The 17,827-nt window shown below is 58.3% G+C and carries 14 protein-coding genes and 2 pseudogenes; 6 read left to right on the forward strand and 10 right to left on the reverse strand.

The features are described 5' to 3' along the window. Positions 1–73 precede the first annotated feature (73 nt). Positions 74–1,393: an ArnT family glycosyltransferase gene (locus N8E89_RS05720; RefSeq protein WP_262261392.1), complete on the forward strand. Its 1,320-nt coding sequence runs from the start codon at positions 74–76 to the stop codon at positions 1,391–1,393. A gap of 113 nt (positions 1,394–1,506) precedes the next feature. Here N8E89_RS05720 and N8E89_RS05725 read toward each other — a convergent pair whose 3' ends face one another. Continuing rightward, positions 1,507–2,226, reverse strand: a complete 720-nt coding sequence (locus tag N8E89_RS05725; protein WP_262261393.1) for a glycosyltransferase family 2 protein — start codon at positions 2,224–2,226, stop codon at positions 1,507–1,509. A gap of 247 nt (positions 2,227–2,473) precedes the next feature. Here N8E89_RS05725 and N8E89_RS05730 point away from each other — a divergent pair, with 247 nt between their 5' ends. The 4 genes and pseudogenes from N8E89_RS05730 (at position 2,474) to N8E89_RS05745 (ending at position 6,970) form a co-directional block, all read left to right on the forward strand. Further along, a complete protein-coding gene (locus tag N8E89_RS05730) occupies positions 2,474–3,853 on the forward strand; it encodes a murein hydrolase activator EnvC family protein (protein WP_410010341.1) in 1,380 nt (459 codons plus the stop codon). After that, positions 3,843–5,169: pseudogene (locus N8E89_RS05735) on the forward strand (S41 family peptidase). Before N8E89_RS05730 ends, N8E89_RS05735 begins: the two are co-directional and overlap by 11 nt. 99 nt (positions 5,170–5,268) lie before the next feature. Beyond that, positions 5,269–6,411 (forward strand): divergent polysaccharide deacetylase family protein, encoded by a 1,143-nt coding sequence (locus N8E89_RS05740; RefSeq protein WP_262261395.1) that lies wholly within the window; start codon positions 5,269–5,271, stop codon positions 6,409–6,411. Positions 6,412–6,444: 33 nt separating this feature from the next. Continuing rightward, a pseudogene (locus N8E89_RS05745) lies at positions 6,445–6,970 on the forward strand (RNA pyrophosphohydrolase). Positions 6,971–7,029: 59 nt separating this feature from the next. On the opposite strand, the gene N8E89_RS05750 reads toward N8E89_RS05745, so the two are convergent. The 7 genes from N8E89_RS05750 to N8E89_RS05780 all read right to left on the reverse strand — a co-directional run bounded on the left by N8E89_RS05750 (position 7,030) and on the right by N8E89_RS05780 (position 15,048). After that, complete coding sequence (locus N8E89_RS05750) at positions 7,030–7,437, reverse strand: F0F1 ATP synthase subunit epsilon (RefSeq protein ID WP_106662590.1); 408 nt, start codon at positions 7,435–7,437, stop codon at positions 7,030–7,032. Positions 7,438–7,509: 72 nt separating this feature from the next. Beyond that, the gene (gene atpD, locus N8E89_RS05755) at positions 7,510–9,120 is read right to left on the reverse strand and encodes a F0F1 ATP synthase subunit beta (protein ID WP_106662027.1); all 1,611 of its coding nucleotides are present in this window, start codon (positions 9,118–9,120) and stop codon (positions 7,510–7,512) included. Between the two features lie 18 nt (positions 9,121–9,138). Next, on the reverse strand, positions 9,139–10,017 hold the full coding sequence (locus tag N8E89_RS05760) for a F0F1 ATP synthase subunit gamma (protein ID WP_106662028.1): 879 nt from the start codon (positions 10,015–10,017) through the stop codon (positions 9,139–9,141). A gap of 21 nt (positions 10,018–10,038) precedes the next feature. Continuing rightward, complete coding sequence (gene atpA, locus N8E89_RS05765) at positions 10,039–11,568, reverse strand: F0F1 ATP synthase subunit alpha (RefSeq protein ID WP_106662029.1); 1,530 nt, start codon at positions 11,566–11,568, stop codon at positions 10,039–10,041. Further along, positions 11,568–12,128 (reverse strand): F0F1 ATP synthase subunit delta, encoded by a 561-nt coding sequence (locus N8E89_RS05770; protein WP_106662591.1) that lies wholly within the window; start codon positions 12,126–12,128, stop codon positions 11,568–11,570. Before N8E89_RS05770 ends, atpA begins: the two co-directional genes overlap by 1 nt. Positions 12,129–12,376: 248 nt before the next feature. Next, positions 12,377–12,766: an AGROH133_08824 family phage infection protein gene (locus N8E89_RS05775; RefSeq protein ID WP_112760758.1), complete on the reverse strand. Its 390-nt coding sequence runs from the start codon at positions 12,764–12,766 to the stop codon at positions 12,377–12,379. 149 nt (positions 12,767–12,915) lie between these two features. Beyond that, positions 12,916–15,048, reverse strand: a complete 2,133-nt coding sequence (locus tag N8E89_RS05780; RefSeq protein WP_262261397.1) for a primosomal protein N' — start codon at positions 15,046–15,048, stop codon at positions 12,916–12,918. Between the two features lie 176 nt (positions 15,049–15,224). On the opposite strand from N8E89_RS05780, the gene fsa reads away from it, so the two are divergent. After that, a complete protein-coding gene (fsa, locus tag N8E89_RS05785) occupies positions 15,225–15,878 on the forward strand; it encodes a fructose-6-phosphate aldolase (RefSeq protein ID WP_099997570.1) in 654 nt (217 codons plus the stop codon). 76 nt (positions 15,879–15,954) lie between these two features. Here fsa and N8E89_RS05790 read toward each other — a convergent pair whose 3' ends face one another. Continuing rightward, entirely contained in the window at positions 15,955–16,965 is a 1,011-nt protein-coding gene (locus N8E89_RS05790; RefSeq protein WP_106662032.1) for an isopenicillin N synthase family dioxygenase, read from the reverse strand. A gap of 50 nt (positions 16,966–17,015) precedes the next feature. Next, positions 17,016–17,780, reverse strand: a complete 765-nt coding sequence (locus N8E89_RS05795; RefSeq protein ID WP_262261840.1) for an ATP-binding cassette domain-containing protein — start codon at positions 17,778–17,780, stop codon at positions 17,016–17,018. Positions 17,781–17,827 lie beyond the last annotated feature (47 nt).

A 17,827-nucleotide genomic window follows, 5' to 3' on the forward strand; every position in this document is an offset into this window, starting at 1 on the left:
GGTGCAGTTGGGATTGCGGCCCGTGATGCTTTCGTTGTAGGTCACACGTACAACGACAAACCTGGGGCCTAAGGTGTTCTGGCGAAACTTCAGCATTACCTCACTTGATGGCCCGATGATCAATTGGACCGGCCTTGCCCGAAGGGTACCGGCCGCAATTGTCATCTATTGCACGATCCTAATTATCCTGCGCCTGTGGCTTTCGCGATTCATGGAAATCGACGAAGCGCAATTCGTCGGCGAAGTCGGGTTGGCCTGGAACTACGGAAACTCTCATCCACCGCTCTATAACTGGCTGGTTCGGACGGCGCTGGAACTGACCCGGTGGAATTGGGTTTTGGCCGTAGCGCTTGTCCGGATTTCTTTGCTTGGTCTTTATCATTGGCTCTGTTTTGACACGGCCCGGCGGCTGGCCGGCGATCGTGCCGGTATTCTGGCCTTGGCGGCATCCGCATTCCTGCCACAAATTGTCTGGATGTCGATTCAAACCACGGCGCACACAATCCTGGTCATTGCCGCCTCGATTGGCGTCATTCATGCTTTTTCGCTTCTGCGTTCTGGCCGGGATAAAAGCGCTTTTGTCTGGCTTGGCGTCTGGGCCGCAACCGGCGCGTTGGCGAAATACAACTTCTTCATTTTTCTCATTAGCTTCCTTGTTGCGGCGGCAACCACTCCAGCCATTCGTCGCCGGTTATTCCGGCGGCAATTGTGGATTTCGATTTTCATCTTTGCGGCCGCCTTCGCCCCAGTCCTGATTGCCTCCCTTAACGCCCCGTTGGCAGCAACCGCTGGCAGGATGGTCAAGCTCAGTCACCCGATCGGCTATCTGCAATCCTTCGATCTCCCCCATCTTGGAATTGATGGGCTTGTCAGCCTTATGATCTCGACCTTCCTGTGGGCAGGATTCGCCGTCATCACCTTTCTTATTGGCCGTACACGTGACCATCCGCGCCCCGAGCCCGATGGCGACCCCGACGTACGCAAACTTCTGCTTCGAACCGTACTTATCGGGCTTGCGGCCTTTGCAACACTTGTAGTGGCCGCAGACTACCATTCGGTTGCCGAACGTTACATGGCGCCTATCCTGGCGCCCACGGCGATCCTGCTGGCGCTATACCTGCCGCAGGTTCTCGGCGCACGCAACCTGCTCGCGATTGCCGGCAGCCTTTATGTCCTGGCGCCCATCGCGATGACAGGCATCGCGCTTTTTGGCACTGAACGGTTCAACTTTCCCTTCGATGCTGTTGCCCAGGCCATTCACGCCCAGAATCCCGCGCCTGCGCGGATTGTTTCAGAATCGCGCCGACGATGCGGGCAACGTCGCCGTACTCCTTCATTGGCCGCCGGAACGGGATGGGAAAGCCGGGGACATCGTGCTGGTTTGGCAGGGTGACGATGCAACCGCTGAGAATATCCGCGCGCATCTGCCCGAAGATGCGAAGCCAATCGGATCAGTTACGCGCGTCACCGCCCCAATAAGGAATTACAGCGGCAAGCTGAGAACCTTCAATTTCCAGCGCTATTCATCTCAACTACCGATACCGGATCAGAGTGACGGCGGATAAGCCAGAAGACACCGACTGTATCCAGAAACGCAACTGCCGCCCGGTCGAAGAAACCGTATTTGGACACACCTGCCAGGCGTGGGCGATCTTCAACACTTACTTCAATGACCTGCAGCCCGGCCCGCCGTAACAGCGCAGGCAGAAAACGGTGCATGTTATCGAAATAGGGCAAATTCTTTGCAGCCTCGGACGGCAGAACTTTGAACCCGCACGCCGTATCCCTGCAATTATCGTTCAGCATGCGCTTGCGTATGAAATTGGCAAATTTCGACGTAAGCAGTTTGACAAAGCCGTCATTGCGCCGCTTCCTTACACCTGCAAAAAGGACAGATTGTGAGCTGTGTATGCGCGGCCACAGTCGCGCAATGTCCGTGGGATCATTTTGTCCGTCGCCGTCCAGCGTGGCTATCCATTGTCCTTTTGCGGCCTGAAACCCGGTCACAAGCGCCCGTGATTTACCGGTGCGTTTCGCGTGGCGCAGCACACGGACATGATTGCCAGCCCTCAACGCCTCCTCAGCCGATCCATCAATCGAACCATCGTCGACGACGATGATTTCATAGGCTGGTCCGGATATCAGCGCTGAATTGATTTCCTCAACCAGCCTGCCAATATTTCCGGATTCATTGTGGACGGGAATTACAATTGTCAGATCGGTCATGTTGAAACCATTGTGAACCGGTGAATCATTTGCAGATGGCCGCGTTTCCGGTGAACACTCACTTATATCGGAAGAGGACAGGTGGACAGAGATATTTCATGCCACCAAGAGCATTGCGCCGTAATTCCGCCATGCCCGTTGCTACTAAAAGGGAGCGCTTTCGACACGGTTGGTTTATGGTTAATACTTCATTAGTCGAAGTCTCTCTAAAGTCGGGATCAAACCATACTTGTGCACCGGTCCGGTAATGAATTTTGAGGCATCAAAGATAGTTTTGAGTTCACGCAGGCGTGCATTGTCATATGTCGTCCTCCCTATTGTACTCGCCTGTGCGCTTCCCGCCCATGCCCAGCAACCGATGCAGGAAACTCCACAGCCGCCAGCGCAAGCAGAGCCGGAATCACTGGATGCCAAGCGAGTACAGACGGTCAGGGAACTCCAGGAACTAACTGGTCAGTTGTCCCTTTCATCTGAGCGCGTTGCTGCTCTCGACAATGAGATTGCCGCCCTGAAAAAGGACCAGACGACGATTACCGCGGCCCTTATCCAGTCCGCGAAAACCGAGAAGAAGCTGAGCGAAGATATTGCGGCGTTCGGTGAAAAACTGACTGACCTGCGCGGGCAGGAAGATGGAATCAAGAATTCGCTGAAGGAGCGGCGTGGCGCGCTGGCGGAAGTTCTGGCAGCGCTGCAACGGATGGGCTTGAATCCGCCGCCGGCCTTGCTCGTACGTCCGGACGATGCCTTGGCCTCTGTCCGCAGCGCGGTCCTTCTTGGCGCCGTTGTTCCCGAAATGCGCCAGCAGACGGAAAACCTCATTTCGGATCTCAAGGATTTGAGCAGGGTCAAGACGTCGATCTCGGAAGAACAGACCCGTCTGATTGCCGCAGTTACAAGCCAGACCGAGGAGAAGAAGCGCCTTGATCTCCTTCTGAAGGAAAAGCAAAACCTGCAAACAACGTCTGAAGAGACGCGTCAGGCGGAGCAGGTTAGGGCCGAAGATCTGGCCAGACGCGCCACTTCGCTGCGCGACCTCATTGCCTCCATGGAAAGGGACATTCAGGAGGTCAAGAAAGCTGCCGACGCTGCCAGCGCGCAGGAACAGCAGAAGCTGGCAGCCAGCCAGCGGCGCGCCGACGATTTTGCCTCCAATCAGTACCGGCTTTCGGCGCAAGTCAATTTTGCCTCATTGAAAGGTCATCTATCTGCGCCAGCTGCAGGCAAGCTCGTGAAGCATTATGGCGATGCGGACGGATTGGGCGGCACCGCCCAGGGTGATACGCTGGAAACACCGGCGGGTGCGACAATAACGTCGCCGATGGACGCCGTTGTCCTTTATGCTGGCGCATTCCGGTCCTATGGACAGCTCTTGATCCTGGACGCAGGGAATGGATATCATGTTGTCTTGGCGGGAATGAAAAAAATCAATGTCTCCCAAAATCAGTTCGTTTTGGCGGGAGAGCCGGTTGGTGTGATGAACGAGCAACTTATTGCCAGTACCGCACCTGTTCCGATGGGAAATGGAGCTCCAATGCTTTACATTGAGTTCCGAAAGGATACAAAACCTGTTAATCCCGCCCCATGGTGGGCGGCTCGGCTTGCTGGAAGGACCGCAAATGATACGTAGGTTAACGCTTCTCATGGCTGGAGCGCTGATGGGTGCGACGGCAATGGTCGTTGTTCAGGGTGCTCTGCCCACGACCACCGCAGAAGCTGCGGGTACCGAAACCTATAAACAGCTATCAATTTTTGGTGATATTTTCGAGCGCGTCCGCGCGCAATATGTCACGCCGCCGGATGACAAGAAGCTGGTCGAGAGCGCCATCAATGGCATGCTGACCTCGCTTGATCCGCATTCATCCTACATGAATGCCGAACAGGCACAGGATATGCGGGTCCAGACCAAGGGCGAATTTGGCGGCCTCGGCATCGAAGTCACCATGGAAAACGAACTGGTCAAAGTTATCGCACCGATCGAAGATACTCCGGCGTCCAAAGCGGGTGTTCTGGCCGGCGATTACATTTCGCAGATCGACGGCACCGAGGTTCGCGGCATGACCCTGACCGACGCCGTCGACAAGATGCGCGGCGAGGTCAATACGCCAATCGAACTGACCCTTATTCGCCAAGGCGCTGACAAGCCCATCAAGCTGACAATCGTCCGCGATGTGGTCAAGGTGAAAGCCGTCAAATACCGTGTCGAAAATGATGTTGGCTATGTCCGCGTGATTTCCTTCACCGAACAGACTTTCGACGATCTGCAGAAGGCGATCAAGGACATCCAGAGCAAGGTGCCGGCAGACAAGCTCAAGGGCTTCGTCCTTGATCTGCGTCTCAACCCGGGCGGTCTGCTTGACCAGGCAGTCGCTGTCTCGGATGCCTTCCTCGACAAGGGTGAGGTTGTTTCGACGCGCGGCCGTGACCCGCAGGACATCACTCGCTTTGACGCCCGCGCGGGCGATCTGATCAATGGCAAGCCGCTGATCGTACTGATCAATGGTGGTTCAGCAAGTGCTTCGGAAATTGTTGCAGGTGCCTTGCAGGACCATCGCCGTGGAACGGTTCTCGGCACAAGATCCTTCGGCAAGGGTTCCGTGCAGACGATCATTCCGCTCGGCGAGAACGGCGCGCTGCGCCTGACAACGGCGCTCTATTATACGCCGGCTGGCAAGTCCATTCAGGGCAAGGGTATCGTGCCCGATATCGCTGTGGACCAGCCTTTGCCTGACGCGCTCAAGGGACAGGATATCACCCGCGGCGAGATCCGATCTCAAGGGTCATATCAAAGGCGCGATGGAGGATGCCGAAGGTTCGGGCTCCATAGCCTATGTACCGCCGGAGCCGAAAGACGATCTGCAGCTTATCCAGGCGTTGAAGCTTCTGCGCGGCGAACAAGCCAATGCAGCCTTCCCGGCAGACCCCAAGAAGGGCGTGCCCAACTGACATGCGCGAGGGGATCAGACTTTTTCATTTTAGTCTGATCCCCTTGGCTTATCAGCTTGCCAATCCTTTATCCGTCTCTCCCCGCATCGGCGATAACGCGTGAATTTTGATATCAACCGCCCGCTGGGACAAAACAGCAGACGGCCCGGCCATACCGGGAAACCGGCGGCTAGCCGCTGGCTCCTGCCTTCCGCGGTCATCCTCGGCGTGGTCGGTGTGGCCGCGCTCATCGCTTTTGCCAGCCACCAGGGTTTTCGCCGCCCTCCTCCTACGGCGCCGAAGGAGCAGGTCACCGAAGTTCCTCGGGCAAGAGCTAATGCCGAATCCGGATCCGGACCAGCAGGTGATACTGGCGCCATGCCTGGAAACATCACCGCTCCCCAAGGCGGACCCAAGATCATCGTTGTCGGCGACCCAACCAAACGCACACAGGATCCCCGCACGGCACATCTTCCAGAGCAGGATATGCTCGAGCAGAGCCCACAAGGACCGCTGCCGGTCGTCGCACCGGATGGCCGTCGCCCGCTCGACGTCTATGCGCGGCCCTGGTCCGGTGCGCGCGGTGCCCGCGTCGCCATCGTCATAGGCGGGCTCGGCCTGTCACAGACGGGTTCGCAACAGGCTATTCGGGTTCTTCCGGCCGAGATAACACTGGCGTTCTCACCGGAGGGCAACAGTCTTGGCCGCTGGATGCAAACGGCACGGCAGGACGGCCATGAAATTCTCATGCAGGTTCCACTGGAGCCATACGACTATCCACGTATCAATCCAGGCCGAAACACGCTGACAGTCGATGCACCGCCGGCATCAACGTTGGAAAATCTGCACAAGGCCATGGGGCGCATTACGAACTATACGGGCGTTATGAATTACATGGGAGCCCGTTTCACTGCCGATGCCAAGGCGATGACGCCGATTATTCAGGATCTCGCCAAACGCGGCCTGCTTTATCTCGATGACGGCAGCTCCGCGCGGAGCCAGGCCGATGCGATTGCTGCCCAGCAGGGAACTCCATTTGCCGCCGCTGATGTACTGATCGATGCTACACAGGACCGCGGCTCCATACTGAAGAAGCTCGACGAATTGGAACGTATCGCACGCGCCAAGGGCACGGCGATAGCGACAGGGTCCGCCTTCGAGATCACCGTCGACGCCGTCACCTCCTGGGCCAACGAGGCCAAGGCCAGAGGCATCGAGATTGTACCCATCTCAGCCCTTGTCCGCGATCCGGAAAAGGGCTAGCACCAGCACGGCAAGCGTCCACGGAGCGCCGACATGAACAAGAAGACAAAGCCAGCCGATCCGCAGTCCCTGCCCTATCGTCCCTGCGTTGGCATCATGGTGCTCAACAAGGCGGGTCTCGTCTGGGTTGGCCATCGCATAATCATTCAGAATGATGAAATGGACGGAGCATCGCAGCTCTGGCAGATGCCGCAAGGCGGTATCGACAAAGGTGAAGATCCGGAGCCGGCCGCGCTGCGCGAACTCTATGAGGAAACGGGCATGAGGACCGTGTCCTTGCTCGCGGAGGCTCCTAACTGGATCAATTACGATTTGCCCGCGAGATCTCGTTGGGATCGCACTCAAGGGCAAGTATCGCGGCCAGACACAAAAATGGTTCGCCTATCGCTTCGAAGGCGATGAAAGCGAAATCGCAATCAACCCTCCCCCCGGTGGCCACACGGCGGAGTTCGACCGCTGGGCCTGGAAGCCGATGGACTCGCTGCCCGAACTGATCGTGCCGTTCAAGCGTCAGGTCTACGAAGAGGTGGTTGCCGCGTTCCGTCAATTAGCCGACTGAATATCACCACAAAAAAAGCGGACCAGAAGGCCCGCCTTTTTGCGTAAAATGCTATCGCTTCAAACGGCTTTGATAGCCTCTTCAAGCGTTGTCAGCTGGCCAAGAAGGTCTTCGGCTTTAGCCCGCTCCTCGCGAGTTGTGGCATCTTCGAAGTCTTCCTTGGCATCCTGAATGCGGCGCTGCAGTTCATCAGCTTTTATATCGGTGACGTGCACTGCCGACTCTGCGAGCAGCGTGCAGCCATCTGGTGTCACGTCGACAAAACCGCCGAACACCACATAGCTGTCCGGCTTGCCATCGGCTGTCTTCACCGTGACGACACCCGGCTTCACAGTTGCCATCAGAGGCGCATGGTGCGCCATGACCGTCATGTAGCCTTCCGTACCCGGAACCACGACTTCAATGACCTGTTCCGAAAGGAGCAGGCGCTCTGGCGACACGAGTTCGAACTGGAAGGCTTCTGCCATGATATTCACTCAATCCTCAAGGTCTTGACCAAGGTGGGCATGGCGGGCCGTGGCCCGCTTGCCCTCTTAAGATCAGGCAGCTTCCGCTGCCAGACGCTGTGCCTTCTCAATCGCCTCGTCGATCGAGCCGACCATATAGAACGCTGCTTCCGGCAGGTGATCGTAGTCACCGTTGCAAAGACCCTTGAAGCCCTTGATGGTGTCCGCGAGATCAACCAGCTTGCCCGGCGAACCGGTGAAGATTTCCGCAACGAAGAACGGCTGCGACAGGAAGCGTTCAATCTTGCGGGCGCGGGCGACCGCAATCTTGTCTTCTTCCGAAAGCTCGTCCATGCCGAGGATGGCGATGATGTCCTGAAGCGACTTGTAGCGCTGCAGGATCGACTGAACCTGACGGGCAGTCTGGTAGTGTTCGTCACCAACGATCAGCGGATCGAGCATGCGCGATGTCGAGTCGAGCGGATCCACAGCCGGATAAATACCCTTTTCAGAGATCGCGCGATTGAGAACCGTCGTCGCGTCAAGATGCGCAAAGGAAGTCGCGGGTGCCGGATCGGTCAAATCGTCGGCGGGCACGTAAATTGCCTGAACCGAAGTGATCGAACCCTTGTGTGTCGTGGTGATGCGTTCCTGCATCTGGCCCATGTCGGTTGCCAGCGTCGGCTGATAACCCACGGCGGACGGGATACGTCCAAGCAGAGCGGACACTTCGGAACCGGCCTGCGTGAAGCGGAAGATGTTATCCACGAAGAACAGAACGTCCTGGCCCTGATCGCGGAAATGCTCGGCAACAGTCAGACCCGACAGAGCAACGCGGGCACGTGCCCCCGGCGGCTCGTTCATCTGACCATAGACGAGAGCAGCCTTGGAGCCTTCGCCGCCGCCTGCCTTGTTCACGCCCGATTCGATCATTTCGTGATAAAGGTCGTTGCCTTCACGGGTACGTTCACCCACACCGGCGAATACCGAGTAACCGCCATGCGCCTTGGCGACGTTGTTGATCAGTTCCATGATGAGAACCGTCTTGCCGACGCCTGCACCGCCGAAGAGACCGATCTTGCCGCCGCGAGCATAAGGTGCGAGCAGATCGACGACCTTGATGCCCGTAACGAGGATCTGGGCTTCAGTCGACTGTTCGACGTATTCCGGAGCGGGCTGGTGGATGCCGCGGGTCAGCTTGGTGTTGATCGGACCAGCTTCGTCAACCGGCTCACCGATAACGTTCATGATGCGGCCGAGGGTTTCCTCACCGACCGGAACCATGATGGGCGAACCCGTGTCATAGACGACCTGACCGCGAACGAGACCTTCGGTCGAGTCCATGGCGATCGTGCGTACAGTGTTTTCGCCCAGATGCTGCGCCACTTCGAGAACGAGGCGGTTGCCAAGATTGTCGGTTTCCAGCGCGTTCAGGATCTGCGGAAGCACACCACCGTCGAACGAAACGTCGACAACGGCGCCAATGACCTGGCTCACACGACCGGCAACACCGGTTGCCTTGAGAGCGGTCTTCGGCGTAGCGGCTTTTGCTGCCGGAGCCTTGGTCGCTGCCTTTGGTGCGGCTGCCTTCGCTGCTGGCTTGGCAGCGGCTTCCGCCTTGACGGCTGCCGTCTTGGCGGCCGCTGCCTTCGGTGCAGCTGCCTTGGCGGCTGCGGGTGTTTTCGGGGTCGCTGCTTTTGCCATCGATCCTTACCTTCGCGATTAGAGCGCTTCCGCGCCCGAAATGATTTCAATCAGTTCTTTGGTGATCTGGGCTTGACGCTGGCGGTTGTACGACATTGTCAGCTTGTTGATCATGTCACCGGCATTGCGGGTTGCGTTGTCCATGGCAGACATGCGCGCGCCCTGTTCCGATGCCGCGTTTTCAAGGAGAGCGCGGAAAACCTGGACGGAAATATTGCGCGGGATCAGATCGCCGAGAATGGCTGCCGGATCCGGCTCATATTCATAAACTGCATCGCCTGCACTTTCAGGCTCGGCATCGCCGATGGAGCTGGCGGGAATCAGCTGCTGGGCAGTGGGGATTTGGGCGATTACCGACTTGAATTCCGAATAGAACAGCGTGGCAACGTCGAATGCTCCCTCGTTGTAAAGCCCGATGATCTTGTGCCCGATCTCGTCGGCGTTGACGAAGCCAACCTGCTTGACTTCACGAAGGTTGACGTGGTCGATGATATTCTTGCCGAGGTCGCGGCGCAGAATATCCGCGCCCTTCTTGCCGACAGTGATGATCTTGACTGTCTTGCCGTCCGCAACCAGCCTGCGCGCGTGATCACGGGCCAAACGTGCGATCTGCGCGTTGAAGCCACCGCAAAGGCCGCGTTCGGAGGTGCAGACGATGAGCAGGTGCACATCATCCTTGCCGGTTCCGCTCATCAGCACCGGCGCATCATCGCCATCGACATTGGAAGCAATGTTCGCCAGAACCGCAGCCATGCGCTGCGAATAGGGGCGAGCGGCTTCCGCAGCTTCCTGCGCACGACGCAGCTTCGCCGCGGCGACCATCTGCATCGCCTTGGTGATCTTCTGCGTCGCCTTGACCGAGGCGATCCGGTTTCTCAGATCCTTTAACGAAGGCATCCGTTCATCCCGTCAGTGGAGTTAAGCGAAAGACTTGGCAAAGGCGTCAACTGCAGCCTTAAGCTTGCCCTTGATGTCGTCGCTAAGCTGCTTTTCCTTGGCGATCGCGTCGAGAACGTCCTTGTTCTCGGTGCGAAGCCACGTGAGCAGGCCCTGCTCGAACTTGCTGACCTGATTGACGGCAAGCCTGTCGAGATAGCCATTGACGCCGGCATAAATCACCGCAACTTGCTCTTCCGTCTTCAGCGGCGAGAACTGCGGCTGCTTCAGGAGTTCCGTCAGACGCGCGCCGCGATTGAGCAGGCGCTGGGTCGACGCGTCAAGGTCCGAACCGAACTGTGCGAAGGCCGCCATTTCACGGTACTGCGCCAGCTCGCCCTTGATCGAACCAGCAACCTGTTTCATCGCCTTGACCTGCGCGGCGGAACCGACGCGGGAAACCGACAGACCAACATTCACCGCCGGCCGGATACCCTGGTAGAAAAGGTTGGTTTCGAGGAAGATCTGGCCATCCGTGATCGAGATCACGTTCGTCGGAATATAGGCCGACACGTCATTTGCCTGGGTTTCGATGACGGGCAGCGCGGTCAGCGAACCGGCACCATTATCGTCGTTGAGCTTGGCAGAGCGTTCGAGCAGGCGGGAATGCAGATAGAAAACGTCCCCCGGATAAGCTTCACGGCCTGGCGGGCGGCGCAGCAGCAGCGACATCTGGCGATAAGCCACGGCTTGCTTGGACAAATCGTCATAGCCGATCAGCGCATGCATGCCATTGTCGCGGAAATATTCACCCATCGTGCAACCGGCGAACGGTGCGAGATACTGCATCGGGGCAGGATCCGAAGCCGTTGCGGCAACGATGATCGAATATTCGAGAGCGCCGCGCTCTTCGAGAATTTTGACGAACTGCGCAACTGTCGAACGCTTCTGGCCGATAGCGACATAGACGCAATACAGCTTTTCGCTTTCGTTTCCAGCATCGTGAGCCGGCTTCTGATTAAGGAAAGTATCCAGAATGATCGCGGTTTTGCCGGTCTGACGGTCGCCGATAACCAGCTCGCGCTGTCCGCGGCCCACGGGGATCAGGGCGTCGATCGCCTTGAGGCCGGTTGACATCGGCTCATGCACCGATTTGCGGGGGATGATGCCGGGCGCCTTGACGTCAACGCGCGAGCGCTGCGCTGCCTTGATCGGGCCCTTGCCATCGATCGGATTGCCGAGTGCGTCAACAACGCGGCCGAGCAGCTCCTTGCCGACGGGTACGTCAACGATGGCGCCGGTCCGCTTGACGGTGTCGCCTTCCTTGATGTCACGGTCCGAACCGAAAATAACGACACCAACATTGTCGCTTTCCAGATTTAGGGCCATGCCACGGGTACCACCCGGGAATTCGACCATTTCACCGGCCTGGACATTGTCCAGACCATATACACGAGCGATACCGTCACCGACGGACAGAACCTGACCGACTTCGGAGACTTCTGCCTCCTGGCCGAAATTCTTGATTTGCTCTTTCAGGATTGCGGAAATTTCCGCGGCGCGGATGTCCATCAGCCGACCTCTTTCAGTGCAAGCTTAAGCGAAGAAAGTTTTGTGCGAAGTGAAGTGTCGATCTGGCGGGACCCCAACTTGACGATGAGACCTCCAAGGATCGACGGATCAACGGTGACATTGATTGTCACGTCCTTGCCGGCGACGCCTTTCAGCGTGGCCTTCAATTCTGTTTGCTGCGCAGCCGTCAAGGCATGCGCAGAAGTAACATCTGCCGCAACCTCACCGCGATGTTCCGCGGCGATCTGGCGGAATGACTGGATCATGGCGGGCACTGCGAACAGGCGGCGGTTTTGCGCGACAACGCGCAGGAAATTGCCGACAAGACCGCCGATCTTGGCTTTGTTGAGGATGGCGGAGATTGCCTTGACCTGATCATCGGACGAGAAAACCGGGCTGGCGATCAGCCGCTTCAAATCGGCGCTGCCATTGACGAGAGCCTCGAACGCGCCGAGATTCTTTTCAACCTCGGCAAGCGACTTCGCTTCCAGCGCGAGATCGAATAACGAACCCGCATAACGCTGGGCAACACCGGATATGAGCGACGAAGTTTCTGCCACGAACGACAAGCTCTCTGCGTTGGAGCCAAAAATCAGGAAACCGGAAGGAATTTTTCGGTCAAATCTTTGGCATTATTGATTTTTTTACCGCCTTGGACACAACCCGAGAGCCGTCTCCGACGAGATTTGATTGCCGTCTAGCATAGGAAGACAGGACTCGCAACACGCGAGATCCGCTAAAACAGGCGGCAGAATCGCCGCAGCTCTGGATAATTATGACTAAGGGATTCCAGTAATGCCGAATTGGCCTAGGCGACAAAGCCGAATGCAAACAGCAACGGACCGGCGGCGAGCGCCAGCTCTACAATGACCCATATCCAATTGTAGAGGGTGTTGCCGCGATCCGACATCATCGAAATCAGGCGTCCGAACACCGTGAAGCCCCAGGAGACACCAAGTGCGATCCACAGGAACGGCTGCGCGAAAACGAGGGCGCTGAGACCGAGCCCGAGATAAAACCCGGCAAATGTTCCGCGGATTTCAGATAGAGCTTCAGGCCGTTCCGGCTTGGTCTGCAATCGTAAAACCCTCAAGGCAGCACGCGGTGCAAAAAACAGGATCAGTCCGAACACTACGGTAGTCGCCGCAGACAACCACGCCATCCATTCGCCGGTGGTCGCCGGCCAATAAAGTTCCATTTCTTATCCCCTCTTTTAGCCGCCGACCCAAAAATTGGTCATGGGGTGGCGAAATGGTGGTTTTCGAGCACCGGAGCGGAGCGTACTTTTGGGTACGCACCGGAGCAGAACAACGCCATTTGCAGCCGCCATGACGAATCTTGGTGGTTTTATAGGAAGCTTTGCGGATCAATATCAACCTGCACGCGCACCGACCCCCGTTCTTTTGGTCCCGCGCCCAGCATGGCGCGGATGAAACCCTGGAGATCCGCCTTGCGCGTACCATGGATCAACAACCGGAAGCGATGACGCCCGCGGACAAGCGCCAGTGGTGCCTCGGCAGGCCCCAAAACACTGATCTGCGGCGAAGCAGGCGCGGCGCGGCGCAAGGCGCGCGCATGATTCTCCGCCTCTGGGCGCGTTGCCGCCGAGATGATCAATGATCCCAACCGTCCGAATGGCGGAAGACCCGACCGCTCGCGCTCTTCGATCTCGCGTTGATAAAAGGCCTGCGCATCACCGGAAACGATCGCTCGCATCACCGGATGGTCCGGCTGGTAGGTCTGCAACAGCCCGAGGCTCTTCTTGCCCGTACGCCCTGCACGCCCCGTTACCTGGCTGAGCAATTGGAACGTTCGCTCGGCGGCACGCGGATCGCCATTGGCAAGGCCGAGATCCGCATCGACAACTCCGACCAGCGTCATGTTGGGGAAATTGTGCCCCTTGGCGACAAGTTGCGTGCCGATGATGATATCCGCTTCGCCGCGTGCAATCGCATCGAGCTCGAGCTGGAGCCGCTTGACCCCCATCAGATCCGATGACAGCACAATGATCCGCGCATCGGGAAACGTCTTCTCCACCTCTTCGGCGATGCGCTCCACCCCCGGCCCGCAGGCAACCAGATGATCGAGCGTACCGCATGACGGACAGGCTTCCGGCCGCGCCTCGTGATGCCCGCATTGATGGCAGACGAGCTGGCCGCGGAAACGATGTTCTACCAGCCAGCTTGAACAGTCCGGACACTGGAACCGGTGGCCGCAAACGCGGCACAGCGTCAGTGGCGCATAGCCACGGCGATTGAGGAACAGCAGCGATTGTTCCTGGCGCTGCAGTGTCTGGTTGATCGCCTCAACCAGTGCGGGCGACAGGAAGCCGCCGGGGCGCGGCGGCGAGCGGCGCATGTCGATCGATTTCAGATCGGGCATTGCCGCTTCGGCATAGCGCCCCGTCAGCCGGATGCGTGTGTAGCGCCCCTGGTTCGCATTGACCTGGCTCTCGATCGAGGGCGTCGCGGAGGCAAGCACCACCGGAAAATTGCCGATATGTCCGCGCACGACGGCCATATCGCGCGCGTTGTAAAAAACGCGGTCTTCCTGCTTGTATGCAGGATCATGCTCTTCATCGACCACGATAAGGCCAAGGTCCTGGAACGGCAGGAACAGCGCCGAACGTGCCCCTGCAACAACCCTGACCTGGCCTTCCATCACCTGCCGCCACACCCGCTCGCGTGTCCGCGGCGCAAGGTCAGAATGCCACTCCGCCGGCTTCGAACCGAACCGGTCATGAAACCTGTCGAGAAATTGCTGGGTCAGTGCGATTTCAGGCAGCAGAATCAGGACCTGTTTGCCCTTTTCGATGGCCCGAGCGACCGCTTCGAAATAGACTTCCGTCTTGCCGGACCCGGTAACGCCATCGAGCAGCGAGACGGAAAATCCATCGGCCGCGACTGCCTCAACAAGCTGCGCCGCCGCTGCGGCCTGATCTCCGGACAAAGCCGCTTTCGCATAGTTGACATCCGGCGCGGCAACGACCGGACGCGCCGGGATCATTACCTGCTCGAACACACCTTGTGCGGAGAGCCCGTCGATCACCGTTGCCGAAACGCCGGCCGCATGTGCAAGTCCGGTCCGCGTCCACGCCATGCCGTCTTCAGCAAGCTCCAGCACACGGGCACGCGCGCTGGTCATCCGGTCGGGCTCTCTGCCTGAAAACCGCAAGCCCGGTACCGGCGGCTCGGGGTCGAAGGCAGCGGGAACGCGCAGCACCATGCGCGCGACCATCCCCGGCGGCGAAATCGTATAGTCGGCCGCCCAGCGCATGAAACGCATCATGCCATCATCGACCGGCGGGCAATCGAAAAGTTCGGAAATTGGCCGCAACTTCTTGGCGTCGATCGAGTCCGTCGAACCCTCCGTAACGATGCCCGCTACCTCGCGTGGTCCGAGCGGTACCCGCACAATTGACCCCGCTTTCACCTCCATGCCATCCGGCACGGCATAGCTATACGGCCGCTCGGCCGGCATCGGCACAAGCACCGGAACAATTTTTTGCGGGATGAACGAGATCCTGGCTCATATAGGCGTGACCTTGACGCGGCTTTGGGCTAAAGAAAAGCCACTTTCCGAGAGAAATATCCCATCTCTCATATTAGGCCGCCGGTCATACCGGGCTATCTGTCATATCAGGAAGGACTGCACCGATGAAATTCTTTGTCGATACCGCCGATGTAAAGGAAATCCGCGAGCTGAATGATCTCGGATTGCTCGACGGTGTTACCACCAATCCGTCGCTGATTCTCAAGTCCGGCGGCAGCATATTCGAAGTGACCAAGGAAATCTGCAGCATCGTCAAGGGACCGGTTTCCGCTGAGGTCACCGCGACTGAATACGAACAGATGATGAGAGAAGCCGCTGTCCTTGCGAAGATCGCTGACAATATTTGCATCAAGGTGCCGCTCACTCTTGATGGCTTGAAGGCCTGCAAGGCACTCCGTTCCGATGGCCACCTGGTCAATGTCACACTGTGCTTCTCCGCCAACCAGGCACTGCTCGCCGCCAAGGCCGGCGCAACCTTCATCTCGCCCTTCATCGGCCGTATCGACGATATCGGTATCGATGGTATGGAACTGATATCCGAGATCCGCACCATCTATGACAATTACGATTTCCAGACCGAAATTCTTGCCGCCTCGATCCGCACGGTCAATCATGTCAAGCAGGCTGCGCTGATTGGCGCCGACGTCGTAACCGCGCCGCCGGCAACCCTGAAGGCGCTGGTCAAACATCCGCTGACAGACAAAGGCCTGGAAGCTTTCCTCGCCGACTGGGCGAAGACGGGTCAGTCGATCGCCTGATCGAACAGGTCTTTAACCGCTCTGGAAACGCCCGTCAGTTTTTCAAACCGGCGGGCGTTTCCGTTTGGAACCGGTTTTACAGCAAATCCGGATGGTGGCGCTGGGCTACATCCGGATGCGAACGCAGACGGCCCTTCAGATAATTGCGCCCAACCTCCCGGAACAGCGGGTTGTCTGGATCTGTATCGGTGCCGCCTGCCTCTTTCGCCAGATTCTCCGGCAGGTTCAACAGCGGCACGGTAGCATTGAGATCGGCACCGAAGAAGAAGGCAACAGAGAGACGATCCTTGCCCGATGGCGGTGTCACCACGCGGTGGATCGTCGCCTTCAGATAACCATTGGATGCAAGTTCCAGAATCTCGCCAATATTGATGACGAAAGTTCCCTGCACCGGCGTCGCATCGATCCAGCCACTGTCCTTTTCCACCTGCAGGCCGCCCTGCACATCCTGCAAGAGCAATGTCAGAAAACCGCTATCCTTGTGCGCGCCAACTCCCTGGTCGCTGCCCGTCGAATCGCGTCCCGGGTAGCGGATGATCTTCAGATGCTGGTTTGGCGCATCCCGGTAGATCGGGTTGAAGATATCCTTGTCCTGCCCGAGCGCCGCCGCAAAAGCCTGAAGCAGTTCGATCGCCACCCGCGTCAGTTCACTTTGCCACTCGAGGACGGCCCGTTTCAGTTCCGGCAGGGCCGCCGGCCATTGGTTCGGTCCTTGCAACCGCGACCAAGGCGAAGTCGTCGCGTTCTGCTCCACGGCGATGCGCTCTGCGCCAGCGTCGAACTGTTCGCGCCAGTCCGCCTGTCCCTTCGTCCGCTCCCAGCCAGCACGCGTATAGCCCCGAAAGTGCGGCGAGCGCACCATTTCCACGGCGAGCTTATCCGCTTCGGGCAAAGCAAAGAACGCCTTGGAAATCCCTACAATCTCCCGTTGCAGCTTCTCCGGTACACCGTGGCCCGAGAGATAGAAGAAGCCGAACGTGCGCGCCGCATGGCGCAAATCCTCAAAGAAGCCTTCGCGCTGTGCCGGGTCACGGTAGCGCGAAAAATCAAGGGTCGGCAAAGTGAGGTTTTGCGACAAACCATCCATTACAACATTCTCCATCGCGAAGCACACTTCGTCGCGTTGCTGCGAGCGTATCAGCGATTATAGAGCTGATCGAGAATCTGACGCTCAAAAAATGCGAGCTCCGGTGATGCATGGCGTCGCGGTCTCTCCACCGGAATGGCCAGGTCGAGTGCAATCCTGCCGCTGTCGATGACAACGACGCGATCCGCGAGTGCCACCGCCTCTGTCACATCATGGGTCACTAATACGGCCGTAAACTTCTTGGCAAGCCACATCCGCTCGAGCAATTGCTGCATCTCGATCCGCGTTAGTGCGTCCAGCGCGCCGAGAGGCTCGTCCAGCGCGAGAATGGATGGATGCCCCACCAGCGCCCTCGCCAAAGCCACCCTCTGCCGCTGCCCGCCGGAAAGCACCGACGGCCACTCGCCACCGCGATCGGCCAGTCCAACTTCCGCGAGGATTTCGAGGCTTTTCTGCCGCGCGGCCTCGCCCTTCGCTATGCCCGTCAGACCCACCTCGACATTGGCAATCACGCGCGCCCAAGGCAGAAGGCGCGGCTCCTGAAACATGATGCGTGTCCGTCTGCTATCATCCGTACCGGCGAGTTCGCCGGATGTCGGCTTGTCCAACCCGGCAAGCAGACGCAGCAGCGTACTCTTGCCGCAGCCGCTCTTGCCGATAACTGCCACGAACTGCCCCTCGTAAACGTCGAGACTAATGCCTTGCAGGACCTCCTTGCCGCCAAACTGCTTGGCCACGTTGCGAAAGGAGAAAGCGAGCTTGCCGGCAGGTTCCGGCGTATGGATTCTGCGCGGATGGAGCGGTGAAAGCCGAATTTGCAAAAGAGTGGCGAGCAGTGATGGTCGCTGCGGTCATCTTTGTT

This window comes from Phyllobacterium sp. A18/5-2 (assembly GCF_025452215.1).
In the GTDB taxonomy this organism is placed as follows: domain Bacteria; phylum Pseudomonadota; class Alphaproteobacteria; order Rhizobiales; family Rhizobiaceae; genus Phyllobacterium; species Phyllobacterium sophorae.